Genomic DNA, 22,031 nt, shown 5'->3' with positions numbered 1-22,031 from the left:
ACCCAACGCTACGGAGGATTGACGTCGTTGAGTAGAGCCCTTCGTACTCGGCGCCGCCGAGCACGAGCGCTCAGCCGTGGCTGACCCCCAGCAACTTGGCCAGACTCGGCAGCTTGACGCGGGGACGACCGTGCGGTTCGCCGGCCGCCCGCTCATGGGCGTCTATGAGGTCCCAGTGGGCCGAGGTGACCAGCTTGGGCTGGCGCGACGCCAGCCATTCGGCAAGTCGGTCGGCGTGGTCGTCCGGGAGATCCGCGAGATCGTCGGCGCCGGTCAGATCGGCGAGCAGCGTGTCCACGGTGTCCTGGGAGTCCTTCTTATTGGTGCCGATGACGCCGGTCGGTCCCCGCTTGATCCAGCCGACCACGTATTCATTGCGGCTGCCTTCGATCCGGCCGCCGCTGTTGGGGATCGTGGCGGTCTTGTCGTCGAAGGGCAGCCCCGGCGTGGGCACCCCGCGATAACCGACCGAGCGCACCACCAGCTGGACCGGTAGCTCCTCGCGCTCGCCGGTGTCTCTGGCGGAAACCCGGCCGTTGTCATCGGTGACCAGCTCGTTGCGGCCCAGCACGATCGCTTCGACCCGGTCCTTACCCTTGATCTCGATCGGGGAGGTCATGAAGCGCAGCACGATGCGGCGGTGTCCGGGGCGTGGCTCGCGCTTGGCGTAATCGCGCAGCACGTTGATGTTCTGCTTCGCCGTCTTGCCCACCGCCGCGGCGTCTTCGTCGCTCACGTTTTCGAGCTGGGCGGGGTCGACGATCACGTCGACGTTTTCCAGGTCGCCCAGCTCACGAAGCTCGAGGGTGGTGAACGCGGTCTGCAGCGGTCCGCGCCGACCGATGACCACCACCTCGTCGACGCCGCACGGTCGCAGCGACTCCAGCGCATGGTCGGCGATGTCGGTTTGTCCCAGCACGTCGGGGTCGGTGACCAGAATGCGTGCGACGTCGAGCGCGACGTTCCCGTTGCCGACGACCACGGCGCGGGCGCCCGAGAGGTCGGGCGTGGCTTCCTCGAAGTTCGGGTGCGCGTTGTACCAACCCACGAAATCGACGGCGGCGATGCTGCCCGGCAGGTCTTCGCCGGGGATGTTGAGCGCCTTGTCGGATTGCGCCCCGACCGCATAGACGACGGCGTCGTAGCGCTCGGCGAGCTCGTCGGCCTGCACGTGCTCGCCGACCGAGATGTTGCCGAAGAAGCGGAAGCGCGGATCCTGGGAGGTCTTCTCGAATTGCTTGCTGATCGACTTGATCTTCGGGTGATCGGGCGCGACACCGGAGCGCACCAGCCCCCACGGGGTGGGCAGCATCTCCAGCATGTCGACCGCGATATCGATGTCGGCGGACCCGTCGGCCGCCTTGAGCAAGGAGGAGGCGGCGAAGAAACCCGACGGGCCGGAACCAACGATTGCAACGTGGTAAGGACGCATACTCGACCTTCTATTCGTGCCCGGTTAGCGCCGGGGGCTCCCGGAAAGGCCGGCGCGCAGAGCGGGTCGCACATGATCGTGACTCGATGCTAAACGCATGACCGCTGGTCGTGGCCTGGACACTCGCTGCGAGCTCAGCCGCGTGGGAGGCCCCGGGTAACGTGGTCGGCTGTGGAACCCGACCGTCAAGCCGATATCGCCGCACTCGATGCCACCCTGACCACGCTGGAGCGGGTGCTCGATGTGGACGGTCTGCGCAAGCGCATCGAGAAGCTCGAGCACGAGGCCTCCGATCCCCAGTTGTGGGATGACCAAGCTCGGGCCCAGCGGGTGACCAGTGAGTTGTCCCACGCCCAGGGCGAGCTGCGCAGGGTCGAGGAGCTGCGCGGACGGCTGGACGATCTGCCGGTGCTCTACGAGCTGGCGGCCGAGGAGGGGGAAGGTGCGGCCGACGCGCTGGCGGAGGCCGACGCCGAGCTGAAAGCGCTGCGCGCAGACATCGAAGCCACCGAGGTGCGCACCCTGCTGTCGGGGGAGTACGACGAACGCGAGGCGCTGGTCACCATTCGTTCCGGCGCGGGCGGCGTGGACGCCGCCGACTGGGCCGAGATGCTGATGCGGATGTACATCCGGTGGGCCGAGCAGCACAAGTATCCCGTCGAGGTGTTCGACACGTCCTACGCCGAAGAGGCCGGCATCAAGAGCGCGACGTTCGCCGTGCACGCGCCGTTCGCCTACGGCACGCTGTCCGTGGAGCAGGGCACCCACCGGCTGGTGCGCATCAGCCCGTTTGACAACCAGAGCCGGCGTCAGACATCGTTCGCCGAAGTCGAGGTGCTCCCGGTGGTGGAGACCACCGACCACATCGACATTCCGGAAGGCGATGTGCGCGTTGACGTTTACCGCTCGAGCGGCCCGGGAGGCCAATCGGTGAACACCACCGACTCTGCGGTACGTTTAACCCATATCCCGACGGGTATCGTCGTGACTTGCCAGAACGAAAAGTCGCAGTTGCAGAACAAGATCTCGGCGATGCGAGTGCTTCAGGCAAAGTTGTTGGAACGCAAGCGATCCGAAGAACGCGCTGAACTAGACGCGTTAAAAGGCGAAGGTGGCAGCTCGTGGGGCAATCAGATGCGCTCCTACGTTCTGCAGCCCTATCAGATGGTCAAGGACCTGCGAACCGAGTACGAGGTTGGCAACCCTGCGGCCGTCCTGGATGGAGACATCGACGGATTCCTGGAAGCGGGAATCCGTTGGCGCAACCGAAAAGATGACGAATAACACAAGCATTCTCGCCGCATCGATGACGCACCGCTGGCACGACTTTTGGCGGGGCGAAGTCGGTGAATGGATCATCGCCAGGGGTCTGCGCATCGTCATGGTGCTCATCGCGGCAGTGTTGGCGGCCCGTTTCGTCAACTGGGTCGCACAGCAGGTGACCCGCCAGCTCAACTTGGGCTTCGTCGAAAGCGACGCGCTGGTGCGATCGGAGGCCTCGAAACACCGCCAGGCCGTGGCGTCAGTGATCTCGTGGGTGTCGGTCGTCATCATCGGCATCTGGGTCATGATGCAGCTCGCCGAGATACTGCAGTTCTCGATCGGGGGGCTGGTGGCGCCGGCCACCGTGGTCGGCGCCGCGCTGGGTTTCGGCGCGCAGCAGTTGGTCAGGGACCTGCTGTCCGGCTTCTTCATCCTGGTGGAGCGCCAGTACGGCTTCGGAGACCTGGTGACCATCACCGTCGTGTCCGCGACGGACGCGACCGGCACGGTCGAGAACGTGACGCTGCGGGTCACCCGGCTGCGCTCACCCGATGGCGAAGTGTTGACCATCCCCAATGGGCAGATCGTCAAGGTGGTCAACCTGTCCAAAGACTGGGCACGCGCGGTGGTGGACATCCCGGTGTCGACCAACGCCGACCTCAACCGGGTCAACGAGGTCTTGCATCAGGAATGCGACCGCGCGATGGACAACCCCGTGCTGGGCCAGTTGCTGCTGGATGCACCCACGGTGATGGGTGTGGAGAGCATCGAAGTCGACACGGTCACCCTGCGTATGGTGGCCCGCACGCTGCCCGGCAAGCAGTTCGAGGTCGGCCGGCAGCTGCGCGTCCTGGTCATCCGGGCGCTGGCCCGCGTCGGGATCGTGACCGCGGCGGATGCGACGGTCGGCCTGGTCGAAGACCCCTCGGTGCCGGCCGCCCAGGCCGCCGAACAGCAAACCGACGATGAAGTCCAAGGTGCGGTGCAGAAGCGTTGAAGTTCACCCTGAACATCCTCGAGAAGCGCGGCGACGGCGACGACAAGGATGCGGAGCATCGCTGGCCCAATTACGTGTTCGGCGGGCGGATGCGCACGTCGACGCTCGTACTGATCATCGCTTTCTTCCTGGCGTGGTGGGTCTACGACACCTACCGCCCGGAGCCGGCACCCAAGCCGCCGGCCCAGCAAGTGGTGCCGCCGGGTTTCGTGCCCGATCCCAACTACACCTGGGTGCCCCGTAGCCGGGTGCAGGCGCCCCCGGCGACCGTCACCTACACGCCGACGTCGACGAGTACGCCGGCACCACCCCCGCCACCGCCGCCGCCGGTGACGACGACCACGACCACGACGCAGCCGTTCCAGCTGCCGCAGCTGCCGTGCATCCTGCCGGCGCCGTTCTGCCCGCCCAGCTCAAGCCCGGCCACACCGACGCCGCAGCAACCGCAACCGGGGCCCGGCCCGGTGCCGAGTTCGCCGCCGCCGGCCAGTTGACTTCGCTTGCCAGCGAAATTCACCGCTACACTGGCGTGCCGTGATGATCACCCTGGACCATGTCAGCAAGAAGTACAAAGCGTCGGCCCGTCCGGCGCTGGAGGACGTCAACGTCAAGATCGACAAGGGTGAATTCGTCTTCCTGATCGGCCCGTCGGGCTCGGGCAAGTCGACGTTCATGCGGCTGCTGCTCGGCGCCGAGAACCCGACCAGCGGCGACGTCCGGGTGTCGAAGTTCCACGTCAACAAGCTGCGCGGTCGGCACGTCCCGAAGCTGCGCCAGGTCATCGGTTGCGTTTTTCAGGACTTCCGCCTGTTGCAGCAAAAAACGGTGTACGAGAACGTCGCGTTCGCGTTGGAAGTGATCGGCAAACGACCCGACGCGATCAACCGGGTGGTGCCCGACGTGCTGGACACCGTCGGCCTGTCCGGCAAAGCCAATCGGTTGCCCCACGAGTTGTCCGGTGGTGAGCAGCAGCGGGTGGCGATCGCCCGCGCGTTCGTCAACCGGCCGCTGGTCCTGCTGGCGGACGAGCCGACGGGCAACCTCGACCCTGACACCAGTAAGGACATCATGGATTTGTTGGAGCGGATCAACCGCACGGGGACGACGGTGCTGATGGCAACGCACGACCACCACATCGTCGACTCGATGCGCCAGCGCGTCGTCGAATTGTCGCTGGGCAGGCTGGTTCGTGACGAGCAGCGCGGCATCTACGGGATGGACCGCTAAGTGCGCTTCGGTTTCCTACTCAACGAGGTTCTGACCGGACTTCGCCGCAACGTCACCATGACGGCCGCGATGATCCTGACGACCGCGATCTCCATCGGCCTGTTCGGCGGCGGTCTGCTGGTGGTCCGGCTGGCCGACAATTCACGCGAGATCTATCTCGACCGCGTCGAGACGCAGGTGTTTCTGACCGACGACATCTCGGCCAACGACACCACGTGTGCGTCCGCGCCGTGTAAAGGGTTGCGCGAGAAGATCGATGCACGCCAAGACGTCAAATCGGTGCGCTTCGTCAACCGCCAGGACGCCTACAACGACGCCATCAAGAAGTTCCCGGAGTTCAAGGACGTGGCGGGCAAGGACTCGTTTCCCGCGTCGTTCATCGTCAAGCTGAACAACCCCGAACAGCACGCGGAGTTCGATGCCGCGATGCAGGGCCAGCCCGGGGTGCGCAGCATCCTCAACGAGAAGGACCTCATCGACCGCCTGTTCGCCGTGTTGGACGGCCTGCGCGATGCCGCGTTCGCCGTCGCGCTGGTGCAGGCGGTCGGAGCGATCCTGTTGATCGCCAACATGGTGCAGGTCGCCGCGTACACCCGGCGCACCGAGATCGGAATCATGCGGCTGGTCGGTGCCAGCCGCTGGTACACCCAGCTGCCTTTTCTGGTGGAAGCGATGCTGGCCGCGTCCATCGGTGTCGCCATCGCCGTGCTCGGTCTCATGTTGGTCCGTGCATTGTTCCTGGACAACGCGCTGAGCCAGTTCTACCAAGCTCATCTGATCGCCAAGGTCGACTACGCCGACATCCTCTATATCTCGCCGTGGTTGTTCCTGCTCGGCGTGTCGATGGCGGCGGTGACGGCGTACGCGACCTTGCGCCTCTATATACGGCGGTAGCTGTGGCCAAGGGTTCCGGCCGAGCCAAGGCGGCGGGCGGCAAAGGTGGCAGCAAACAGGTTATCGCCACCAATCGCAAAGCGCGACATAACTATTCGATCATCGAGTTGTTCGAGGCCGGGGTGTCTTTGCAAGGCACTGAGGTGAAAAGCCTTCGGCTGGGCCAAGCATCGTTAGCTGACGCGTTCGCAACGATCGACGACGGCGAAGTTTGGTTGCGTAACTTGTACATTCCCGAGTATCAGCACGGTAGCTGGACCAATCATGAACCGCGTCGCAACCGAAAGTTGTTGTTACATAGGCAACAAATCGACAGACTGGTGGGCAAGATACGAGATGGTAACCTCGCCTTGATGCCGCTGTCGCTGTATTTCTCTGAGGGCAAGGTCAAAGTCGAGCTGGCCCTCGCGCGCGGTAAAAGGGCTTATGACAAGCGCCAGGACATGGCGCAACGTGATGCACAGCGTGAGGTGGTCCGTGAAATGGGACGTCGAGCAAAGGGCATGACCTGATCGGGGCGGCTTACGCCCAGCTGTCGGCCGTCACCTACGGCGTCAGCGATTTCGTGGGCGGCGTGGCAGCGCGGCGAGTGGCCGCGCTGCGCGTCATGCTGGTCGCCTACCCGATCGAGACGCTGTTGCTGGGCGTGATGGCCGTGTTCGTCGGCGGGCCTGTTCACCTCGGTGCCGTCGTGTGGGGATGCCTCTACGGCATCGGCATGGCGTTCGGCATGTGGGCGTTCTTCGCGGCGCTGGGCTCCGGCCCGATTTCGGTGGTCTCGCCGTTGGCGGCGGTGCTCAATGCCGCGGTGCCGGTAGCGGTGGGCATGGCGTTGGGGGAGCGGCCGGGGCAGGCGGCCCTGGTGGGCGTCGTCCTGGCGCTGGCCGCGGTGATGCTCGTCAGCCGCGAGGCTCCCGTGGAGGGAACGCCATACCGGTTCACTCCAAAAGTGGCCTGGCTCACAGTGGTTGCGGGTTCGGCGATGGGGCTGAACCTGGTGTTCCTGCACCAGGCGCCGCACGTGTGCAAGCTGTGGCCGCTGGTGTTCGCCCGCGTGGCGGCCAGCCTGGTCGTGTTCGCCATGGCCAAAACCAGCCAGAACCTGGCGATGCCGCGCGGCCGCCCGCTCAAGCTGGCCGTGGCCGTCGCCGTGCTGGACATCTTCGCCAACATCACCATGCTGGCCGCGCTGCACACCTGGCTGCTGTCGCTGGCCAGCATCCTGATTTCGCTGTATCCGGCCGCGACGGTCGTGCTGGCGATGGTGGTACTGCGCGAGCGGGTGACCCGCTTGCAGGGGATCGGCATGGTGCTCGCCATGGGATCGGTGGCGATGATCGCCTCGGCCTGACGGTTGTGCCGCCGCCTAATATTGGGCAGTTGGCACGTATCACGACCGGGAGATGGCGTTGGGTGCGTTTGAGACCGAAGATCCCGTCATTCGCTCGCTGTCGGACGCGGTGGACAAAAGCCCCGACGTGATCGAGCTGCGGTTGCATCTGGCCGGCCTGCTGGCGGACAAAGGCCGCTACGCCGAGGCGCTGGGCCATTGCAGCACGGTGTTGACGCAGGACGCCGGCAATGTCAACGCGCTGAGCCTGTTGCAACGGTGCAGCGCCGCGCTGGCGGCGCCGCCGGCCGAAGCGTCCGCACCGGTTGCAAATCAGCCTGCTGGAAACGAAAGCTTCGACTGGTCGAGCGCCGAACAGGAAGTGGCCGACATCATCGAGCCCGCCTTCGTCGAGCAACCCCCTGACGCGGTCAACGAAGACGACTTCGACGTAGTGCAGCGCGTTCGTGTCCGGTTGGATGATGTCGCGGGCATGGATGAAGTCAAACGACAGCTGGACCTGTCGTTGCTCGGCCCGATCCGCAATCCCGAACTAATGAAGGCGTTCAAGGTGTCCGCGCGCGGCGGGTTGTTGCTGTACGGACCACCGGGTTGCGGCAAGACATTCATCGCCAAAGCCGTCTCGGGTGAGTTGGGGGCGAACTTCTACCAGGTGGGCATCGCCGACGTCCTGCACCAGTGGTTCGGCAACAGCGAACGCAGCATCCGCGCCGTCTTCGACACGGCCCGGCGCAACGCGCCCTGCGTGTTGTTCTTCGACGAAGTTGATGCATTGGGACACCGGCGCTCCGCGCTGAGCGGCAGCTCGGGTTTGCGGCCGGTGGTCAACACCTTGCTCGAGGAGATGGACTCAGCCAGCTCCGTCAACGACGGTGTCTATGTGCTGGGCGCCACCAACGCACCATGGGACGTCGATCCCGCGCTACGCCGCCCCGGCCGATTCGACCGGATGATCTTTGTCGGCTTGCCCGACACCGGGGCCAGGGCCGGGATCGTGCGGTCGCATCTGCAAGACCGGCCCGTCGCGGGCATAGACCTCAAGTCGATCGCCAACCGCACCGATGGCTTTTCTGGCGCCGACCTGGCCTACGTGTGCGAGACCGCAACCCAGTTGGCCATGGCGGATTCGATGCGCAGCGGTCAGGTCCGTCCGGTCACCATGGCCGACATCGACACCGCCATCGCGCAGATCCGGCCCAGCACCGGACCCTGGTTTGAGACCGCCCGCAACGTCGTCGAGTTCGCCAACGGCGACGGAACCTACGACGAACTGGCGAAGTACATGCGCCGCAAAAAGATTCGGTAATCTTCGGTGACTTCGGAGCCTGGATTAGGGCGATACGACGAGGTCATCCGAGTCGCAGACGCCTATATCGACGCCAGAAAATACGAAAGCGCACGCGAGATCCTGAGCCGGTCGCTCTCGCAAAGCCCCAACGATCCCGCCCTCCTTGCGTCCTACGCCCGCGCCGAACTCGCGCTCGGCAATTATTCGGGCGCGGCGCGCAGCGCATACGCCGCCTTGGCCGGCGCACCCGACTCCGAGTTCGCGATGCGACTGTATGCGTTGGCGCTATTCAACCTTGGTCGCCAGTATGACGGCCTGTGGATGGCTTGGCGAGCGGTCACATCACACCCGAATGAGCCTGCGCCACTGCGCCTTTACGCATTGCTATTGCAGAAAGCGTGGCAGTTGCGCTCGGCGCTGGATGTCATCGAGCGCGCGCTACGGCTGGATCCGCAAAGCGTCGACGCGCACATCCGGCGCGGTTCGATTCTGCATGCCATGGGCCGACGGGATGAGTCCGAGGTTTCGTATCGAGCGGCGCTGCAGCTGGATCCCGCGAACGCCGAGGCCCTCAACGATTTGGCGGTTCACCGACTGGGGCGCTTCAAGTTTGGACGCGCCCTTCAGGGGTTTCTCGGTGCCGCCGGAAGCGATCCTGGCTATGGGGCGTTGAGTCGGCGCAATATCGGGGTCGTTCTCCGAAAGGTGCTCACCCTCGTGACCGTTGGCGCGGGGCTGTTGAGCGTGTGCCTCGCTATCACCGCCGGGGCCTACGACGAGGGCCATCCGACCGCGTTGGCGCGCGTCGGTGTCGGCCTGCTCAGCGGGGTTTTGATCGCCGTGTTGTGGTGGCTGCTTCGCACGATCCCGCGCCGGGTGTTCGTTGCCGTCCTGCGCGAGCAGCACTTCTTCGCACTTCGTCTCGCCCATGCGGGAATGGCCGTCATCGCCGGGGCATGGGTCACGTTTTGTCCGTGGCCCGCCGGGTGGATCGCAGTCGGCGGGCTGCTGGCAGTCAGTGCCCTTGTCATTATCCGAATCGGTCTCTTCATCGGAAAGTAAGCGGCCTACGATCCGACCATGGCCGATCGCCCCGTCACCAAACTCGACAAGTCCACCGTGCTCACCGGTCTCTTCGCGGTGTGGGACGACATCGATGCGCTGTTGGGCGGGCTCTCCGAAGCGCAATGGCGGGCGGCCAGCCCGCTGCCCGGCTGGGACGTCAAGGCCCTGGTGTCGCACATGATCGGGACCGAGTCGTTCCTTGCCGGCATCGCAGCGCCCCAGCCCGATGTCGACGTCTCCGCGTTGGAGCACGTGCGCAACGACGTCGGCGTGATGAACGAGTGCTGGGTCCGCCATCTGAGCGCGCACGCCGACGCCGATGTACTGGAAAGCTTCCGGGCGATCACCACCGACCGGCGCGAAGCGCTGACGACCATGTCCGACGACGAGTGGGACGCGGTGACGATGACTCCCACCGGCCCGGATTCCTACGGCCGGTTCATGCGAATCCGGGTGTTCGACTGCTGGATGCACGAAGAAGACATTCGCGTGGCGTTGGGGCGCCCGCCGTCCGATGACGAGCTGGCCGGCCCGGCGGCCTCGCTGGCCGTCGACGAGATCGCCGCGACGATGGGTTACGTGGTGGGAAAGCTGGCCAAGGCGCCCGAGGGCTCACGCGTCCAGTTCGACCTCACCGGCCCGCTGGCCCGCACCATCCGGGTCAGCGTGGACGGCCGGGCCGCGGTGGTCGACGACTTCGGCGGCCAACCACCGACGGCGACGATCCGGCTGGACGGGCTGCAGTTCACCAGGCTCGCCGGCGGCCGCCCGATGTGTCCCGCCCGTCCCCACGACGTCGACCTCGACGGCGACAGAGCCGTGGCCGCCCAGGTCGTCGAGCACCTCAACTTCGTGATCTGATCGCAGCGCAGCGGGGAAGATAATCCCGTTGCCGCTGGTTGATAGGCAGGTACCATGGATGTTCCTGCCGAAAGTCGGTGGGGCGCGAGGGGCTGAAAGGTTTCGACTTCGCGCATCGAATCAAGGGAAGCGTGCCGGTGCAGGCAACTGACCACCGTAAGCGTCGTTGCAAACAGATAAGCGCCGATTCACATCAGCGCGACTACGCTCTCGCTGCCTAAGCGACAGCTAGTCCGTCAGACCGGGAAAGCCCTCGACCCGGACCCTGGCGTCAGCTAGAGGGATCCACCGATGAGTCCGGTCGCGGGACTTATCGGGACACCAACAGCGACTGGGATCGTCATCCTGGCTTGTTCGCGTGACCAGGAGATCCGAGTAGAGACATAGCGAACTGCGCACGGAGAAGTCTTGAGGGAATGCCGTAGGACCCGGGTTCGATTCCCGGCAGCTCCACTACAGAATGTGCTGTTCAACGCGGGGATTCGCTACGCGCCGCAGCTAGGTCATGCGACCTCGGGTTGGATCATGGGCCGGGTGAGCGGCTTTAATCGTCATACGCCGGCGACGCGGAGTTGTGCACGCCGGAGGCCGCATCAAGATGAGGAGCTCCCATGACCTATCGCCGCCTTGCTTCGGCGCTCGGCGCGGTATTGGCGGCGGCCGTCATTCCGGTCCAGGCCCATGGCGAGCCGCCGACGAAGTGTCTGACCAACACTCCCAAGGGCAAGCAGGTCTACGTGCCCTGCGATCTGCTCAACGCCGGTGCCAATTTCCCGCCGGGGCAGCGTTGCCCTCCACCGATCGAGCAGTACCCGAAAGATGTGGCGGACTGGTGTGGCGAGGGTCCGGGTCTTGCGAGCACGACTCCTACGACTCCGACGAGTCCGGCGACGCCTACGAGCCCGACGAGTCCCACGACGCCTACCAGTTCCACGACTCCTACGAGCCCGACGACTCCTACCAGCTCTGTGCGGCCTACGAGCTCGACGACCCCGACGAGCGCTACGACCACAACGAGTCCCACGAGCCCGGCGGCCCCGGGCAATGCAGGGTGACGACGCCTCGACGCGGGACCAACACTCCTTGCGCGCGGGATCAAGGCGGTTGTCGGTGAGCGGCATGCCGTTTGGTGCCGGCGCCGCACGGCCAGCTCTCAGCACTTAATAGCTGCGCCGAATCCTCACTGCGCGTTGGCATCTCAGTGCAGCGCTGGCAGATTATGCAGTGAAGGCGCCGCCGCCCTGGGTGTGATCGACACTGGGCGCCGGCTGCCGGCAGCCGGTCCCGGCGTCCCGCCAGAACTCACCCGGGTGAGACACCGCTGGGGTGATGACGGCTCACCCCGCCGGACAGCAGACTTGGTCCCAGTTCAACGTCGACGTATCGGCGTCCGGTGTCGTCGCCAAGGCTGCAACTTTCCTTGCCGGGCAAGGCGGAAATCGCCCAGCGGAAGTCGTCGAGAGAGCTCAGCGGAGAGGGACTCACCATGCACTTTGTTTCCAAGAAGGTCGTTGTCGTCGGTGGCAGCGCCGGCATGGGCCGGCAGGTCGCGATCGACGTCGTCGAGCACGGCGGCAGCGCAGTGATCATCGGACGTTCGAAGGCGCGGGTCGATGACACCGTCACCGAGCTGACCAGCCGCGGTGACGAGGCCTGGGGCATCACCGCCGAGCTGACCGATCGCGCCGCGGTCGCCGACGTGCGGCGCGCGCTCGCCGAACAGCACGGCGACGCGACGCTGTTGGTCAACGCGGCCGGCTTCTTCATTCCCAAGGCGTTTCTCGACTACGACGCACCGACTTACGACTCGTACATGGAGCTCAACTACGCCTTGTTCTTCCTGACGCAGACCGTCGTCGAGGGGATGATCGCCAAGGGTGAGGGCGGGGCCATCGTCAACATCGGCAGCATGTGGGCACATCAGGCGATCGGCCTGACCCCGTCGTCGGGATACTCGATGCAAAAGGCCGGCCTGCACGCGCTGACCCATAATCTGGCCATCGAGCTTGCCGGGCACAACATTCGGGTCAACGCGGTGGCACCGGCCGTCGTCAAGACCCCGCTCTACGAGGGCTTCATCCCGAAGGACGAGATCGATGCCACGCTTGACACTTTCGCGCCGCTTCACCCGCTCGGACGGGTCGGCGCCCCCGCCGACGTCGCCAACGCCGTCACGTATCTGCTCTCCGATGCGGCCAGTTGGGTAACCGGCGCGATTCTCAACGTCGACGGCGGCATCATGGCCGGCCGCAACTAGCACGACACCGGATCGAAATGTCAAGCGCAACAACACAACGCACGAACGAAGGAGATCCTGTGTCGCACAGATACAGCAAGCGCCCGGCAGCGGTCGACGCGTTGAGCCCCGAGCAATACCACGTCACCCAGGAGAACGGCACGGAGCGTCCTTTCACCGGAGAGTACTGCGACAACCATGAACCCGGCATCTACGTTGACATTGTTTCGGGCGAACCCCTTTTCGCCTCGGTGAACAAATTCGACAGCGGAAGTGGCTGGCCCAGCTTCACCCAGCCCATCGACCCGGACAACCTTATCGAGCGGCGCGACCGCAGCCATTTCATGGATCGGGTGGAGGTGCGGTCTGTCCACGCCGACAGCCACTTAGGGCACGTATTCACCGACGGTCCAACGGAAGCTGGCGGGTTGCGTTACTGCATCAACTCGGCGGCCCTGCGATTCATCCACCGCGATGACCTCGAAGCCCAGGGCTATGGCCAATATCTGCACTTGTTCACCAATGATGCATCGGAGCGAGACCAAGTCGGCATGAGCAGGAACCGTGACTGAACACAAGATAGCTGTGCTCGCCGGCGGGTGCTTCTGGATTATGGAGGACCTGTTCCAAAGGCAGCCCGGTGTGTCGTCCACCCGAGTCGGCTACACCGGCGGCGGCAACACGCATCCCACCTACCGCAATCACCCCGGCCACGCAGAAGCGCTCGAAATCACCTACGACCCGGACGAGACCGATTACCGGGCACTGCTGGACTTCTTCTTCCAGATTCACGACCCGACCACGACGGACCGTCAGGGCATTGGCGTCGGAACCAGTTATCGGTCGGCAATTTTTTATCTGGACGACGAGCAAAAACAAATCGCAGTGCAGACCATCGCAGACGTCGAGGAATCAGGCCGGTGGCTCGGAACGGTTGTCACCGAGGTGAACCCGGCAGGCGAGTTTTGGGAAGCCGAACCCGAGCACCAGAACTACTTGCAGCGCTACCCATCCGGCACGGCGGCACATGTCAAGGCGATGTAATAACGACATGGGCTCGACGACGGGATGACTCAGAACGCGAACCTCGCGGCACTATCGGCAGCGGGGGTGTCGGTGTGGCTGGATGACTTGTCCCGCGACCTACTGCGATCGGGCAGGCTGCGGCAACTGATCGACACCAGAAGCGTTGTCGGCGTGACCACCAACCCGTCGACATTTGAGCGGGCGCTTGCCCACAGCAACCTCTACGGCGAGCAGATCGCCGAGCTGACCGCGCGTGGCGTCGCGATGGACGTCGCGGTCCGCACGGTGATCACCGATGACGTCCGAGCGGCCTGCGATGTGCTGCACCCGCAGTGGGAGGCCTCCGACGGTATCGATGGCAGGGTGTCCCTCGAAGTCAATCCACTGGATGCGCACAACTGCGATCGAACACTCATGCAAGCAATCCAACTGGCCGAAATCGTCGACCGACCTAACGTATTCATCAAGATACCGGCGACCGCGGCGGGGTTGCCCGCAATCACCGCGGCATTGGCCAGAGGTGTCTCGGTCAACGTGACGTTGATCTTCTCTGCGGATCGTCACCGGGCGGTGATGGACGCGTACCTGACCGGTATGGAGGCCGCACGCTGCGCGGGCGCTGATCTATCCCGGATCCATTCGGTAGCTTCGCTTTTCGTCTCCCGGGTAGACACCGAGGTCGACGCGCGTCTGGAGAAAATCGGCACCGCGGAGGCACTCGCACTCCGCGGGCAAGCAGGCATCGCCAACGCGCGGTTGGCCTATGCGGCCTACCAGCAGGTCTTTGAAGCCGAGCCGCGCTACACCGCGTTGCGCGCCGCGGGCGCTCGTGTGCAGCGTCCGCTGTGGGCCTCCACCGGTGTGAAGAACCCCGCGTATCCCGACACGATGTACGTCACCGAGCTGGTGGCGCCGAATACGGTCAGCACTATTCCGGCGGCGACATTGGAGGCGCTGGCCGACCACGGCGTCATCAAGGGTGACACCATCACTGGCAAGTCGGCACAGGCCCAGGAAGTGTTGGATCGGCTGAGCGCGATCGATATCGATCTGCCCAACGTGTTCGCGGTGCTCGAACACGACGGGGTGGGCAAGTTCGCAGCCTCCTGGCTACGGTCGGTTCAGCGCTGAACGCACCCGGGCGCGCCGGCTTCTCGTTGTAGGCCACCCCGTCGGCGCGGAATGTCAGTGCGGCGGGGCGACTGTCGTCTTTCGGCGGGTCGCGTCGATGGCGTCGACCAGGAGCCACAGTGCCAGGCCGAAGAGCGCGATGTCCTTCATCAAGAACTCTCCGTCGGCGGACAAAACGGGAAAGCCACCAGCGGACGCCTCACCGACCCCGGGGGTCGTGACCATGAAACTCAATGTGGTCAGGAAGAACAGCGATGCGAGAGCACCACCCACCACGGAAGCCTTGGGCCACCATGGCTTGACGGCCAGCAATGCTGCGGTGACCAGTTCCACGGATCCGTTCAATCGGCCGAAGGCATCGATCGACATGCTTTCGTAGACCCAACTCAAGAAGGGGCTGTTGGCCATCCAATGCGAAATCCCCTGGGACTCATAAGACGTGAATTTCATGAGGCCGAACCAGACCAGAACTATCACCAGGCCATATCGTGCGACGAGTGGCGCGATGTCGGTCGTTCGAGGCTTTTCTGGCCGGTCAGTCATCACGGCGGTGGCCTCACTCTGTGACATGTGTTTTCCGTTCTGTGTGTACGCGTTTCATTGCGTGGACGCTGCCGGGCATCCGGGCGGTTTCGGTTGCAGCTCAGATCAGCGACCACTATCTGCGCGCGGCGGGTGAGTTGTCCTCATCCGCCGAGGAAATTCACCCGGGCGAGGGGCAATAATCCGTTACGTGACACAGTCTCTCGGCCGTGACGTGACGCGCCGGGTTCATCCCGCGCACGCCGGCTCCGGCAGGTCCAGGTCGGCCTTCGTCAAACGGTAGACCTGAAGCGTCAGGTTGTAGTACTTGTCGGTCTCGCCGACCCAGTCCATTCCCACCCGTCGGGCGGTAGCCACACCGCGGCGATTGTTGGGTCGCACGACCGCAAAGACCTCAGTAACACCGAGGTTTTCGAATGCCTGGTGTGCGATCGCGTGACCCGCTTCCGCGCCGTACCCGTGTCCCCAGGCCTTCGGCGACAGCTGCCAACCGATTTCTAAATCCGTGCCGCCCGGCGGCAGCGGAAGCAGGGCCACGCCCCCGATCACCTCGCCGGAGTCCCCATCGGTGATCGCCCACCGGCCCACCGGCAGCCTGCTCGGATCGCTTTCGGCGATCCACGCCGCCAGAACGCGTCGCATTTCGGCCCCATCGACGATGGGGGACAAGGCCGGACACAGCCAACGCGCCACTTCGGGCGCACCGTAAATCGCATACGCGGCGAGATCGTCGTCGAGCCGCCATGGCCGCAACGCCAACCGGGCCGTCCTGACCCGCCGGGTGTCGGGGTCCCATTCGACGTGACGATGCTCAACCATTCCCGTTCCTAGCGTTGTCCGCTCGCACCGGGCAGCGGCCTGGTCATTGCTCGAAGGCTGCCCCCGCGTGGGGTGAGTTGTCATCACCCCGACCGCTGGCTCACCCGGGTGAGGATCACCGCTAGCGAACTACAACAGGCCGAGTTCTCGCGCCCGGCTCACCGCCGCGCCGCGGTGCTCAACGCCCAGCTTGCGGTACACGGCGCGCTGATGGGTCTTCACGGTGTTGAGCGAGACGTAAAGCCGCTCACCGATTTCACGTCGCGATAACCGGGTGGCGAGCAGGCGAAGAACCTCAAGCTCCTTGGGGGTCAGCTCGTCGCAGAGCGCGCGCCTCTGGTTGCGCGAATCAGCTGCGACGCCCGTGCTCCGCTCGGCAGAGGCGAGCAGCGTCGAGACGATGCCCGCGTCCGGGCAATCGCGCACCAGGGTGCCGACCTCTTCGAGGATGGCCTGCGCGGCCCGTTGGTCGCCGAGTTTCTCGAGTATCTCCGCTCTGACCGACTGTGCCTTGGCCACCTCGAGGATCGCTCCGCCTTGGCGGGCCGACATCACCGCCATGTCGGCGGCGGCCGCCGCCGCGGTGGTGTCACCGCGCTGACGGAGGACTTGGGCCGCGGCAAGCGACACCGCCCCGTCCACGAAGTGTTGCGCGTCCGCCAGGTTTTGGGAGCCACCCGAAGCCTCGCGGATCTGGCGTTCGGCGTCTGCCAGTTGTCCACGTTCGGCCGAGATCAGCGCCAGATAGCCCAACGCGTAGATGCGGGCGCGGCGATCGCCCACCTTCTCGGCGAGCTGCACGGCCCGCTGGAAGGCGGCTTGCGCCTCGGACATGTTGTCCGAAAAGTACAGCGCGGAACCATAAATGCAATAGGCGCGCGATTGGCCCAGCGGCGCTTCGCCGAAATCGAGGGTGATCGCCCGGGCGGCGGTCTCGAGGGCCGCGGCGACGTCAGCCGTCTTGAACGAGTGAATCGCGCGCAACAGGACAACTTGAGAACTGATGGCCTGGCCCTCTGGGGTGTCGGTCGCGGATCGAGTCTCGGCCGCCTCGATCCACTCGGCGGCGTCATCGAGTTGGCCGACGCTCAAAGCGATCCAGGCCCGGGCCACGCTCAGCCGCGGATCCCGTAAGACGGTCTCCTCGGGAAGCAGATCGAGGTAGCCGGAGATGGTCGATACGCCGCCCCCGCTGAACTCGTCGGCCCAGTCCGCCGCGATCAGCTCGACACTGCGGGCGATGTCGCCGGCAGCGAGCAGGTGCCGCACCGCCTCATCGACGAGCCCCTCGGCCTCGAACCACGTCGCGGCTCGGCGGTGCAGTTCGGCGACGAGATCGGGCTCGGCGCGGCGTAGCTCGGTGCGCAGCAACTCTGCGAACAACTGGTGATAGCGATACCAGTGACGCGACGTGTCCAGCGGCACCACAAACAGGTTCTCGCGCTCGATCTTCTGCAAGACCGAGGCCGAGCCGGAGGTTTGCAGCACCGCGTCGCAGAGCGCACCGCTGAGTCGTCCCAGGACCGACGTGCGTAACAAAAAGCCGCGGAGGTCCGCCGGCTGGCCGTCGAGCACCTCGGCCATCAAGTAGTCGACGATATGACGGTTGTCGCCTGCGAACGTCTTGATGAACGCGGCGGTATCGGCACGACCGGCAAGCGAGAGGGCGGCAAGGTAAAGACCGGCGGCCCATCCTTCGGTGCGCTGGTGCAACAGATGAATGTCGTTGGGGGCCAATCCCAATCCGATGACATCGTTCAGCAGATGGTGCGCCTCAATCGGCCCGAAACGTAAATCATCGGTTCGCACCTCGGCAAGCTCACCGCTGGCCCTCAGCCGAGCCAACGGCAACATCGGATCGGATCGGGTTGCCAACACCAGGTGCAGGTTCGCCGGCATGCGGCTGATGAAGAACGCAAGCTGCTCATGTACCGCTCGACCTACCACCTGATGGTAGTCATCAAGAATGAGTACGACCGGGTTGGCGATCGTGTCCAGATCGTTCAGCAGGGTAGGGAGGACGACCTGCACTGGGTCGGCGCCCATCGCTAGCAGTTCAACCGCGCGAATCCCCGTGCCAGGACTGACCTTTTGCAGCGCAGCGACCGCGTACATCCAAAACCACACCGGGTCGTTATCGGAGGAGTCAAGCGACAGCCACGCGAACCGCTCGTCCTCGCCCGCACCCGACGCCCACTGCGCAAGCAATGTGGTCTTGCCCCAGCCCGCCGGCGCACTCAGCAGGGTCAGCTTGCGGCGACGTCCGGCCGTTAGAGCGTCCAGCAGGGCGCCACGGTGAACGAGCTGCGCCCCAATGGCGGGGACGTGCAGCTTGGTGGCGAGCAGGACTGCTCGCGCAGTGGCTTCTCCAATGGCGTTGTCGCTGCGCCCAGCCGAGCCGCTCATGTCCGAACTCCGCGAATCTGTTGAATCCAGCAGGCGGGCGGCAAAAGTCGGCGTCGATGCGTCCGTAGTGGACGTAACCGCCTCGGCATCCCAGTGTGCCCTTGCGGGGCCGCCCGGACTCGTTCCGCTCGCTAATCGCGGCAATTCTATTGGATCAGGGGCGTTGTCCGGAAATGCCGCGGGCGCATGTCGGCGGTGCCCGTTTGGGCGGGCGGACGCCCGTCGTGTCAAGGGCTCAATGGTCGTCTCGTGAGCCGCGCTCACGCTGTGCCCACTCACCGCACTTCTCCCTCTTGGCTCGCCGAAACGTCAGCTCCCGCAACAGATCACACAACCACCCGCCCGCCGCCAGTCGTCGGCGTTCTCATGGTCGTCGGGACACCAATACGTAACCACCGACGCCGAAAACCACCGGCATCATCATCAAGATTCCCAACAGTGTGCTCATCATCGTCTTCTCAACCCTCTGCGCATTTGCGCTCCGGTGCCGGTTCGTTCGTGAGTCGTGGCGATCCGAAGCGCAATGACTACGTTGGCACCGCGGGTACGGCCGTCGCCATCGCCCGGCGGGTGATCTTTAGCTCCGGGGTGGTGTATGCCTAGTGGCCATGGTTTTTGACGGACCGGTCAGTCGGCGCCGTGGATGAGCTGGGTCAATTGGGTGCGGGATGTGATGCCGAGTTTGGTGAAGGCGTTGCGTAGGTGGGTTTTGACGGTGTGGGGGGACAGGTGCAGTTGCTGTGCGACGGAGCGGTTGGTTGCGCCTTGGGCGATGAGGTGGACGACGGTGAGTTCGGAGTCGGTGAGGCTGTCCCAGCCGGTTTTTGCCCGTGGGTGGTTGACGATGCGGCGTTCGACGCCCAGTCGGCGTAGCGCGCGGCCGACTCGGCGGGCATCGGCGGTTGCTGCGCAGTCGATGTAGGTGTCGAATGCGGCGTTCAGTTGGTCGATTGCTGCGGTGTGGTGTTGTGCGCGAGCCAGTTCGGCGCCGGCGTCCTCGGCGGCGCTGGCGTAAAGAAGCGGGCGCGGCAAGGCGCGAAGCGACTCCGCGACGGCCACCAACGCCCGGGTATCGTGTTCGAGGATCGCGCGGGCATAGCCGGCCACCGCCGCGAACAGCGGCACCGCAGGCCGCTCACGTTCAAGCACCTCGGTGGCTTGCAGGACCCGCGCGCGCAAACCGGCATCACCGGCGGCCGAAGCCACCCGCGCACCCAGGATCAGTCGAACCAATGCGTGGGGGAAAAACGGTGTCGCCAGCAGGATGACGTCGCCGAGCCAGCGCATCGCATCATGAACGTCGTCGCGCTGCCACGCCGCCCGCGCGAGCACATACGCCGATCCCCGACGTATGCCGGCGGAGCCGGCGGAGTGGGCTTCGTGCGCGTCATTGACCATCTGTTGCAGCAAGTTCCGGTCATCGGTGTGCGCCGCCACCTCGGCGAGAATCACCGTGCGAAGCACGTCGTGCTCGGTGGCCCCCGTCCGCTGTGGTGGCGCAAGGCATTCCGTCGCGTCGCGGGCGGCCGACAGCCGGCCCGCAGCGAGGTGCACGAGCCCACTGAAGACGGCCCACAGAGAGAGGGCCATCGCGTTGCCCTCCCGGCTGGCTTGCTCTATGCCGTCGGTGACCTGGGCCGTCGCGTCGTCCAACCGGCCGACCACTGCCAGCAGGTTTGCGTTGTACATTCCGGCATAGGCGTGCGCCAACGCCGTTTCATTCGTGTGGGCGAGCGGACCAAGCTCTTCGAAACGGCGTAGTGCTCGGGCCGCGTATCCCTCACCGGCATCGAGCAAAGCGTGGGTCACGCCTGCCATGATCGTGGCCTCGAGATCACCGGTTACTGCCGCGGCCGAGGCCGCCTCGTCGGCGGCCTCCCGCCGTTGCCCACCTTCGTCGAACACCAGGTTGTACGCCAGCCACGCCAGATGCCGTGCCCGGGTGACCTCGCTGAGCCCGGGCAACTCGAGCGCCCGCCGATTCTCCTCCACCCGCCGCTGGTCAGTGTGCTTGGTGTGCACCGGAAGCCGGAGACGGATCTCGGCCTCCACTTCAGGCGACGCCGCCTCCGCGAGCGCCATGTCGGCCATTTCTTCGGCCTCGCCATAGCGACTGGCCCGGTTGAGCCACCCCACCGTTTCCGCGACCAGTGATCCACGCTCGGCGTCGTCGCCGGGCAACAGCTCCAACGCGCGCTTGCTCAGGTCGGCGGCCGCGCTCGCATCGCCGCGGCCGACCGATTGCGCAGCTCGGCGCAGCGCCTCGATCGCCTCCCGGTCTCCGGGCTCGGCGCTGCGTGCCAGTTGGGCAGCCACCTCGGCCGGCGCGGCGCCCATCGCCAGCATGACCGACGCCGACTGGCGCTCCATCGCCCGCCGTAACGATTGCGGCAACGACTGTCGGGTTGCCTCGCGCAGCAAGTCGTGCCGAAATCGCAATTGGTCACCGTCTTCGACGAAAAGATCCGCGCGCACCGCCTCCTCGAGCGCCGACAGCAGCGACGTCGGCGATCGCTCCAGCATCGCGGCCAGCAGGCCGGCCGAGAACCGGTCCGGCAGCACCGCGGCCACCCGGACCGCCTCTGAAGCGCCATCGGAGAGCAGTTCGAGTCGTTGATGCATACTGGCGCCCAGACGCCGTGGAAGCTCGTTACCGGTGGCCCCCACGCGCCCGCCGGTAACGTTCAGTCGGTCCTCCTCGCCCAGCCCCCCGACGAGCTCGCTGACCAAGAACGGATTTCCGTGCGCCTTGGCGGCCAGAGTCAGCAGCGACACATCGGCTTTCGCCCGCACGGCGTCGCAGACCATGTCGGCGACCGCCTCCGGCGTCATGGCCCCCAATCGCAAAAATGTGGCATTTGCGCGCTGCAGGACCGATAACGTCTCTTGCACCGCGGGTCCCCCGGCCCCGGTGCGGGCAGTCAAGACCCAGAGCACTGACGCGTCGGGCCGCGCGGTGGTGAGCGACCGCAGCGCCAACAGCGTGCCGTTATCGGCCCAGTGAACGTCCTCCAACACGATCGCCAGCGGTGTTTGTGCGGCCGCGGCATGAATCGCGTCGGCCAGATCGTGCACCACCCAGTAGCGGAGGTCGGCGGAGCCGCCCAGCCGGCGCAACGCCTCGGCGTCGCCCACCGGGGGATCGGCGTTGAGCGTGGCCATGAACAGCGAGAAAAACGGCACCGTCTGCTGGTACTCGAACGCCTCACCGAACAGCGTCCGTACCCCGGCTTTGTCGGCCAGCACCAACACCTCGGTCAGCAACCGACTCTTCCCGATGCCGGGCGGGCCTTCGATGACCAGCACGCCACCGCGCCCTTGGGCGACCGCGGTAACTAGCGAGCCGATCAGTTTCAGCTCGTCTGCCCGCCCTCGAATCGGCGGGGTGACCAAGCGCTGGCCGCCGACGTCAAATAGGCCGGTGGAAGGACCCATCGGGTGTCCTGTCTACGGTTTATTTAGCGGATTGCCGTTGCAGTGCACGTCATTGTA

Annotated in this window: 20 protein-coding genes and 1 other RNA gene; 16 read left to right on the top strand and 5 right to left on the bottom strand. The window is 65.3% G+C overall.

All coding sequences use genetic code 11. From position 1 onward, the window contains the following. Window positions 1–70: 70 nt before the first annotated feature. Window positions 71–1,432, bottom strand: a complete 1,362-nt coding sequence (locus tag A5622_RS14295; RefSeq protein ID WP_066879263.1) for an FAD-dependent oxidoreductase — start codon at window positions 1,430–1,432, stop codon at window positions 71–73. 171 nt (window positions 1,433–1,603) lie between these two features. Between A5622_RS14295 and prfB the strand changes: the two genes are divergently transcribed. The 16 genes from prfB to tal all read left to right on the top strand — a co-directional run bounded on the left by prfB (window position 1,604) and on the right by tal (window position 14,771). Continuing rightward, on the top strand, window positions 1,604–2,716 hold the full coding sequence (gene prfB / locus A5622_RS14290; protein ID WP_066879261.1) for a peptide chain release factor 2: 1,113 nt from the start codon (window positions 1,604–1,606) through the stop codon (window positions 2,714–2,716). Beyond that, window positions 2,706–3,692 carry a mechanosensitive ion channel family protein gene (locus tag A5622_RS14285; RefSeq protein WP_231997745.1) on the top strand — a complete coding sequence of 329 codons (987 nt, stop codon included), beginning with the start codon at window positions 2,706–2,708 and terminating at the stop codon, window positions 3,690–3,692. The genes prfB and A5622_RS14285 overlap by 11 nt, the downstream gene beginning before the upstream one ends. Then, a complete protein-coding gene (locus tag A5622_RS14280) occupies window positions 3,689–4,186 on the top strand; it encodes a hypothetical protein (RefSeq protein WP_066879258.1) in 498 nt (165 codons plus the stop codon). Before A5622_RS14285 ends, A5622_RS14280 begins: the two co-directional genes overlap by 4 nt. Before the next feature lie 43 nt (window positions 4,187–4,229). Further along, window positions 4,230–4,919, top strand: a complete 690-nt coding sequence (gene ftsE, locus A5622_RS14275) for a cell division ATP-binding protein FtsE (RefSeq protein ID WP_066879292.1) — start codon at window positions 4,230–4,232, stop codon at window positions 4,917–4,919. Continuing rightward, window positions 4,920–5,813: a permease-like cell division protein FtsX gene (ftsX, locus tag A5622_RS14270; RefSeq protein WP_066879255.1), complete on the top strand. Its 894-nt coding sequence runs from the start codon at window positions 4,920–4,922 to the stop codon at window positions 5,811–5,813. A 2-nt stretch (window positions 5,814–5,815) separates the two neighbouring features. Continuing rightward, window positions 5,816–6,325, top strand: a complete 510-nt coding sequence (smpB, locus tag A5622_RS14265) for an SsrA-binding protein SmpB (RefSeq protein WP_065052255.1) — start codon at window positions 5,816–5,818, stop codon at window positions 6,323–6,325. Continuing rightward, a complete protein-coding gene (locus A5622_RS14260) occupies window positions 6,322–7,164 on the top strand; it encodes a DMT family transporter (RefSeq protein ID WP_156748842.1) in 843 nt (280 codons plus the stop codon). The genes smpB and A5622_RS14260 overlap by 4 nt, the downstream gene beginning before the upstream one ends. A 58-nt stretch (window positions 7,165–7,222) precedes the next feature. Next, window positions 7,223–8,470, top strand: a complete 1,248-nt coding sequence (locus A5622_RS14255; RefSeq protein ID WP_369806902.1) for an AAA family ATPase — start codon at window positions 7,223–7,225, stop codon at window positions 8,468–8,470. A 6-nt stretch (window positions 8,471–8,476) separates the two neighbouring features. Next, a complete protein-coding gene (locus A5622_RS14250) occupies window positions 8,477–9,514 on the top strand; it encodes a tetratricopeptide repeat protein (RefSeq protein WP_066879249.1) in 1,038 nt (345 codons plus the stop codon). An 18-nt stretch (window positions 9,515–9,532) separates the two neighbouring features. After that, window positions 9,533–10,378, top strand: a complete 846-nt coding sequence (locus A5622_RS14245; RefSeq protein ID WP_066879246.1) for a maleylpyruvate isomerase family mycothiol-dependent enzyme — start codon at window positions 9,533–9,535, stop codon at window positions 10,376–10,378. An 88-nt stretch (window positions 10,379–10,466) separates the two neighbouring features. Further along, window positions 10,467–10,834, top strand: a transfer-messenger RNA (tmRNA) gene (ssrA, locus tag A5622_RS14240). 376 nt (window positions 10,835–11,210) lie between these two features. Beyond that, window positions 11,211–11,492, top strand: a complete 282-nt coding sequence (locus tag A5622_RS29165; RefSeq protein ID WP_066879243.1) for a hypothetical protein — start codon at window positions 11,211–11,213, stop codon at window positions 11,490–11,492. A 372-nt stretch (window positions 11,493–11,864) separates the two neighbouring features. Next, window positions 11,865–12,635 (top strand): SDR family NAD(P)-dependent oxidoreductase, encoded by a 771-nt coding sequence (locus A5622_RS14230; RefSeq protein WP_066879240.1) that lies wholly within the window; start codon window positions 11,865–11,867, stop codon window positions 12,633–12,635. Between the two features lie 59 nt (window positions 12,636–12,694). Further along, window positions 12,695–13,186 (top strand): peptide-methionine (R)-S-oxide reductase MsrB, encoded by a 492-nt coding sequence (gene msrB, locus A5622_RS14225; protein WP_066879237.1) that lies wholly within the window; start codon window positions 12,695–12,697, stop codon window positions 13,184–13,186. Next, window positions 13,179–13,658: a peptide-methionine (S)-S-oxide reductase MsrA gene (gene msrA / locus A5622_RS14220; protein WP_066879234.1), complete on the top strand. Its 480-nt coding sequence runs from the start codon at window positions 13,179–13,181 to the stop codon at window positions 13,656–13,658. The genes msrB and msrA overlap by 8 nt, the downstream gene beginning before the upstream one ends. A 24-nt stretch (window positions 13,659–13,682) precedes the next feature. Next, entirely contained in the window at window positions 13,683–14,771 is a 1,089-nt protein-coding gene (tal, locus tag A5622_RS14215; protein ID WP_066879231.1) for a transaldolase, read from the top strand. 54 nt (window positions 14,772–14,825) lie between these two features. Here tal and A5622_RS14210 read toward each other — a convergent pair whose 3' ends face one another. The 4 genes from A5622_RS14210 to A5622_RS14195 all read right to left on the bottom strand — a co-directional run bounded on the left by A5622_RS14210 (window position 14,826) and on the right by A5622_RS14195 (window position 21,974). Next, window positions 14,826–15,341 carry a YkgB family protein gene (locus A5622_RS14210; protein WP_066879228.1) on the bottom strand — a complete coding sequence of 172 codons (516 nt, stop codon included), beginning with the start codon at window positions 15,339–15,341 and terminating at the stop codon, window positions 14,826–14,828. 201 nt (window positions 15,342–15,542) lie between these two features. Next, window positions 15,543–16,133, bottom strand: a complete 591-nt coding sequence (locus A5622_RS14205) for a GNAT family N-acetyltransferase (protein ID WP_066879225.1) — start codon at window positions 16,131–16,133, stop codon at window positions 15,543–15,545. Between the two features lie 129 nt (window positions 16,134–16,262). Then, entirely contained in the window at window positions 16,263–18,539 is a 2,277-nt protein-coding gene (locus tag A5622_RS14200; protein ID WP_066879222.1) for a LuxR C-terminal-related transcriptional regulator, read from the bottom strand. A gap of 627 nt (window positions 18,540–19,166) precedes the next feature. Continuing rightward, the gene (locus tag A5622_RS14195; protein WP_066879220.1) at window positions 19,167–21,974 is read right to left on the bottom strand and encodes an AAA family ATPase; all 2,808 of its coding nucleotides are present in this window, start codon (window positions 21,972–21,974) and stop codon (window positions 19,167–19,169) included. Window positions 21,975–22,031: the final 57 nt, after the last annotated feature.

Source organism: Mycobacterium sp. 1245801.1 (assembly GCF_001673055.1).
Lineage (GTDB): Bacteria > Actinomycetota > Actinomycetes > Mycobacteriales > Mycobacteriaceae > Mycobacterium > Mycobacterium europaeum_A.
The sequence above is the reverse complement of the archived record's forward strand: the minus strand, read 5'-3'. Positions and strand labels throughout refer to the sequence as shown.

Excerpts from the sequence above, each read along its gene's own strand:
- A5622_RS14195 (WP_066879220.1), bottom strand. The coding sequence starts at position 21,974 with ATGGGTCCTTCCACCGGCCTATTTGACGTCGGCGGCCAGCGCTTGGTC.
- A5622_RS14245 (WP_066879246.1), top strand. The coding sequence starts at position 9,533 with ATGGCCGATCGCCCCGTCACCAAACTCGACAAGTCCACCGTGCTCACC.
- ftsE (WP_066879292.1), top strand. The coding sequence starts at position 4,230 with ATGATCACCCTGGACCATGTCAGCAAGAAGTACAAAGCGTCGGCCCGT.
- A5622_RS14205 (WP_066879225.1), bottom strand. The coding sequence starts at position 16,133 with ATGGTTGAGCATCGTCACGTCGAATGGGACCCCGACACCCGGCGGGTC.
- A5622_RS14200 (WP_066879222.1), bottom strand. The coding sequence starts at position 18,539 with ATGAGCGGCTCGGCTGGGCGCAGCGACAACGCCATTGGAGAAGCCACT.
- A5622_RS14295 (WP_066879263.1), bottom strand. The coding sequence starts at position 1,432 with ATGCGTCCTTACCACGTTGCAATCGTTGGTTCCGGCCCGTCGGGTTTC.
- tal (WP_066879231.1), top strand. The coding sequence starts at position 13,683 with ATGACTCAGAACGCGAACCTCGCGGCACTATCGGCAGCGGGGGTGTCG.
- A5622_RS14210 (WP_066879228.1), bottom strand. The coding sequence starts at position 15,341 with ATGTCACAGAGTGAGGCCACCGCCGTGATGACTGACCGGCCAGAAAAG.
- A5622_RS14285 (WP_231997745.1), top strand. The coding sequence starts at position 2,706 with ATGACGAATAACACAAGCATTCTCGCCGCATCGATGACGCACCGCTGG.
- A5622_RS14230 (WP_066879240.1), top strand. The coding sequence starts at position 11,865 with ATGCACTTTGTTTCCAAGAAGGTCGTTGTCGTCGGTGGCAGCGCCGGC.